Genomic DNA, 4,373 nt, shown 5'->3' with positions numbered 1-4,373 from the left:
TCAAAATCAGGTGGTTCCTACTCATCTCAATCATAATCATGGGGATTGCCTACAAGCCACTATCCCTACTCCTAATACCACTACTCATTTACCGAGAAACCAGGGATTGGTTGATTGACGGACTCTACTCACTAATCTTCCCAGGCTTAGCCCCACGATTGGAGGTGTTTGATGACTACGTCTTCGATTACAGGAACAACACTGCACACGTGTTCTACACGGCTGAGCCTTTGTTCGATATCTCCCGATTGAACGGTCAGCAGTACGTGAACCTAGTCAACGAGTTCATTCGCAGATTGAGCCTAATGCCCAATGAGTCATTCACATTCATTAGGCTTAACGATAATAAATATGTTAGGCTGAGCAAGAAGGACGAGCCGAGCGAGAGCGGATTAAAGGAATTCATTAATTGGGTCAAGACTAAGGAAATCCTCCTCCGGCAGTACTTCATTTTAGCGTCAGTGACGGGGAGTGGGTTGAGGAGACTCGTTGGTTTTCCAAGAAATCCATCATTGGCTAGGTTAATCGCTGTTTTGGCGATTCTCGACTTCCTAGCCTTCCTATTCATGGGGATTTACAGCCTAATGGCATTAGTTGTCCTAAACGCCTTGGCGATTATGGCTAGGCACAACTACAGCGTAATCAAGGGTGGTGAGTTGGGAAGGCTAAGCCACAGGTTGACGGCCAGTGGCTTACTCTTCACTAAGCCATCCGAGGAAGACATAAGGAGTATCGCCGAGGCGTTTATTGCCAATAGCAACAACTTCATGCTCTCGATAAGCGGTAACCCGCAGTTCAAGGGTGAGGTTTCTAGGACTGTTGTCTCAAGCCACACCAAGTTAATTGTTCACGAGAACCCAAAGGCAATACCTAAAGCTTCTCAATGGGCTGTGGTCCTTGAGAGAATAAACGAGAGAGGAGAGGAGCCGGTCAAGGCGATGTTAGCCCTCGATAGGCAATCAACAGTACCGCTACTCTTTACCGCTAGAACAACGACCCAAATGCACCTCTGGTCAATGCCGGGCATTGATGAGCTCGGTTATGATTTAGCCGTGATACCAATATTCCACGGAGGAAGGGTACTCTCGGAGAGCCTGAGGGCAAGGGTGTACCTCGGTAAGGACAGGGAGAACAATGAGTTGTGGGTTGACCTTGATTCACTGCCCTCTGGCTTCGGCTTAGTGGTTGGTCCAACTGGTATGGGTAAGACTTGGAGCGTGAGCACGCTGCTTTATAGGCTCATGAGGAGTGGGATTAAGGTACTCATCCTAGACCCACACGGTGAGTACCTGCGTATACCGCTTATCGAGCCCATCGACGTGACTAGGAAATTCATAAACATCTTCGAGCTCGACGGTGTTACGGATGCGGAGCGAATAAACAGGCTACTGCTCAACTTCGAGGTCCTCGGGATAAGGCCAGAATCCATACTACCAGACCTAAAGGCTATCTATGCGAATGGCTTGTACAAGGACTTCTTCAAGTCCATGGAGTTCATTAGGGCTAGGAGCGATGATGAACTTGTTGGTTTGGCTTTAGATAGGTTGATGTCGTATTTGGGCAACGCAGAGGTTGTGCCGATCTCGGAGTTAATGAACAATAAGGCATTGCTCTTTAGCTCGGTTAGGTCTAGCCCAGACCTAGTGAGCTTCCTAATGGGCGCCGTAGTCGACCACGTTCATACGTTCATGATGTCCCAATCAATCAGTGAGCACTTGCAGCAGTTGATGGTGATTGACGAGGCGTACTTCGTATTGAACAACCCATTGATGGAGTACATAGTTAGGGGAGCGAGGAAGTTCGGCCTAGGCACAATAATGATCACCCAAACAATAACCGGCATAGACGTGAACGTCCTCCAGAACATACCACTAATGATTGTCTTAGGCGGTAGCGATGCCTATGTTAATGAGGTAGCCAAGGTACTAAACCTAACAAGTGAGGACGTTAGGTGGCTAATAACAGCACTGCCACCACACATGGATCACCCCGCTAGTAATCGCCTTGGTTACCGCTACCGCGTTAGCCTCAGTACTGCCCCTAACCCATGTAACCAATAAGCCAGGCACACCGACGAGGACCAATTCCAACACATCAACACCAATCGGCTCACCAATAAACATCAGCCTAAGACGCCAATCTACGTCGTTGGGCCACAATCACTGGCCCAAAGGCTTGTTGGTGTTGGCATACCTCAGTCGTTGGTTAGGTTCATTGCTGTTCCTGACTTATCTCTCTTTCCACCTGGCTCCGTGGTTGTTGTTGATTGGGGCTACCTACTGAGTTACTTCAATAACAACGCATCCCTAGTCATAGACTCGCTGAAGCCATTATTTAAGGGTGAGGATTTGGTCATTATTGCTGTCCCAAGCCCAGGCAAGGCTCCAGTGGCTTTTAATACGTTGGCTATCGCGTGGGCTAGGGTTTATGGTAGTAAATTCGCAATGTCTCCAGCATCAGTCGGTGGATTATACGTGGCAGCCTTTGGGGACGGGCACCACCTAGTATTCACAGCAGGCTACAACACCACCGCCATACCAGGCTTCATCAAGTTGTATGAAGGCGTTAGGGAGGCTTGGGCAGAGGCGTTGAACGGCTCCAAGGCGAGTTTCGGCATCTATAATTTCCAATCAAGCTCGGGCACGTCGACTGAGGACCCATGCATAGCCTACGAAACGCAGTACAGTAATTATGGAGTAACATTCGACTTCCAGCCTAATTACGGTGGTCAAAATCTGCAGGCTTACAGCGATGGAAACGGGACTTTCCTTTACGATACCTGCGTTTTCGTTTATAAACAACTGGTTACTCCATCAGGGGGTTATCCATTCTATGTCATTAACCCTGCCGTGTGGCTTGCTTATGTTCCAACTAGTACGATGATTAATAATTACGGGGATATACTGTACTTCATCGGGACAATAGACCATGAGAGCGGATGGAATAGTTACGTGAATGGTTACGACCCATACTTAGGAATGTCCATAAACTCATTCACTGAGTATGTTTCTGGCGCACAACCGCAATCAACCTCCAATTACCAATCATCATTCTCAGTNACATTTAATGTTGGTACCGATACTGGCATAAGCTTCACTTACACATACAGTGAATCACCATCATCAGTCCAGATAACCCAGAAAAACACAGGTGAACCTCATCCTGCCGAAGTCAACAACACCTGGTACTTCTCCTTCAGCAGCTCTCAAAACGCGAACCAGTGGTACCAAGTAGCCTATACCGAGCAACAAGACGAATGGGTCCTACCCCAGGGTCTTTATGAGCCACAGAATGCCGCCTTGTATGAGGAGTTTGGTGTTAACCTATTGACCTCGGTGACCTCGGCGTATCCATACCCCTGCTATGATCAGTTTAACTACAAGTACGTATGGACCGACTTCGTGTGGGGTCTCGAGTACCTAGCACCAGGTTTCAATTATCAACACACAATAATCAACAAGCAAAGCCCATACTACGTTAGCGGCATCTCCTCATACGGCCAACCCGTGTACGTAGGTTGTTTGGGGACGGACATCACCTAGATATGAGATAGAAACTTAAATAAAATAAATAAAAACTTAAAATCAGGGTCCTTCCTTTCACCTTATCACATGGCTCACTGACTAATAACATTAACCATCCAATACTCACGAAGAGCAAACACAACAACATGCGCCAAAAACAATGATTGAGAAATTACTGAAGGTAGTGTTAATATAAAAATAGAAATTTGCTTAAAGCGAGTAAAAACCACGGAGTGCTGTGGTCGCTGTCTCTAGGAGGTTCGCCCTACCTGTAAGGGCGTGCTTAAGATGATGAATAATGTGAGTTCTTTGAGAGGTTGATGAGACTCAATAGGGTGGTATAATGGCGTAGTATTTTACATAGTAATTTCATGCTCATGACTGACGATGTATTTAATGTCATTGAGGAACTTAGGGGTAGTTTCGGTTTTCATGATCATTCGTAATATTTATTGTTGTTGATGGCCCTAGATGGGTTTTTAAGCCCAACCCCAACACCTTCTAGTGACCCTGGGGTCCCAAGATCCGCAGAGACCGGGAAGCCCCTGGCGACAGGGGTAGAGCCACTGCGGTGAGCGGCTCCAGGGAGACCGTCGAGAAGGAAACTGTGGAGACAACAAGTCTCTACCCCTCCGGAGAGACTGTAGAATATGCTTCGTATACTTTAGAGGCGTTAAGGGCAATAGGTATAACTTAGTTGAGGCCCCATCGGTGAGGGTAAACGGACCTTGCGGATGCGGTTAGGGCTTAGCCACGAGTAATGTATATAAAATAATAATTCGAGTTGGTCTGGCAATCAATGTAAATATGTCCCTGGACTGTAATTCGGTGATTAACGACCTTAGGGAG

Annotated in this window: 2 protein-coding genes; both read left to right on the top strand. The window is 47.1% G+C overall.

The features are described 5' to 3' along the window. Positions 1 to 38 precede the first annotated feature (38 nt). On the top strand, positions 39 to 2,060 hold the full coding sequence (locus AT710_09240) for a hypothetical protein (protein KUO90301.1): 2,022 nt from the start codon (positions 39 to 41) through the stop codon (positions 2,058 to 2,060). Between the two features lie 192 nt (positions 2,061 to 2,252). Continuing rightward, the gene (locus AT710_09235) at positions 2,253 to 3,542 is read left to right on the top strand and encodes a hypothetical protein (GenBank protein ID KUO90300.1); all 1,290 of its coding nucleotides are present in this window, start codon (positions 2,253 to 2,255) and stop codon (positions 3,540 to 3,542) included. Positions 3,543 to 4,373 lie beyond the last annotated feature (831 nt).

Origin of the sequence: Thermocladium sp. ECH_B (assembly GCA_001516585.1) — an archaeon.
Taxonomy (GTDB): Archaea; Thermoproteota; Thermoprotei; order Thermoproteales; family Thermocladiaceae; genus Thermocladium.
Note: the sequence above shows the minus strand (reverse complement) of the source record. Positions and strands in the feature narration are given on the sequence as shown.

Bases quoted from the DNA above. Each gene is read 5' to 3' on its own strand.
- AT710_09240 (KUO90301.1), top strand. From the start codon at position 39: ATGGGGATTGCCTACAAGCCACTATCCCTACTCCTAATACCACTACTC.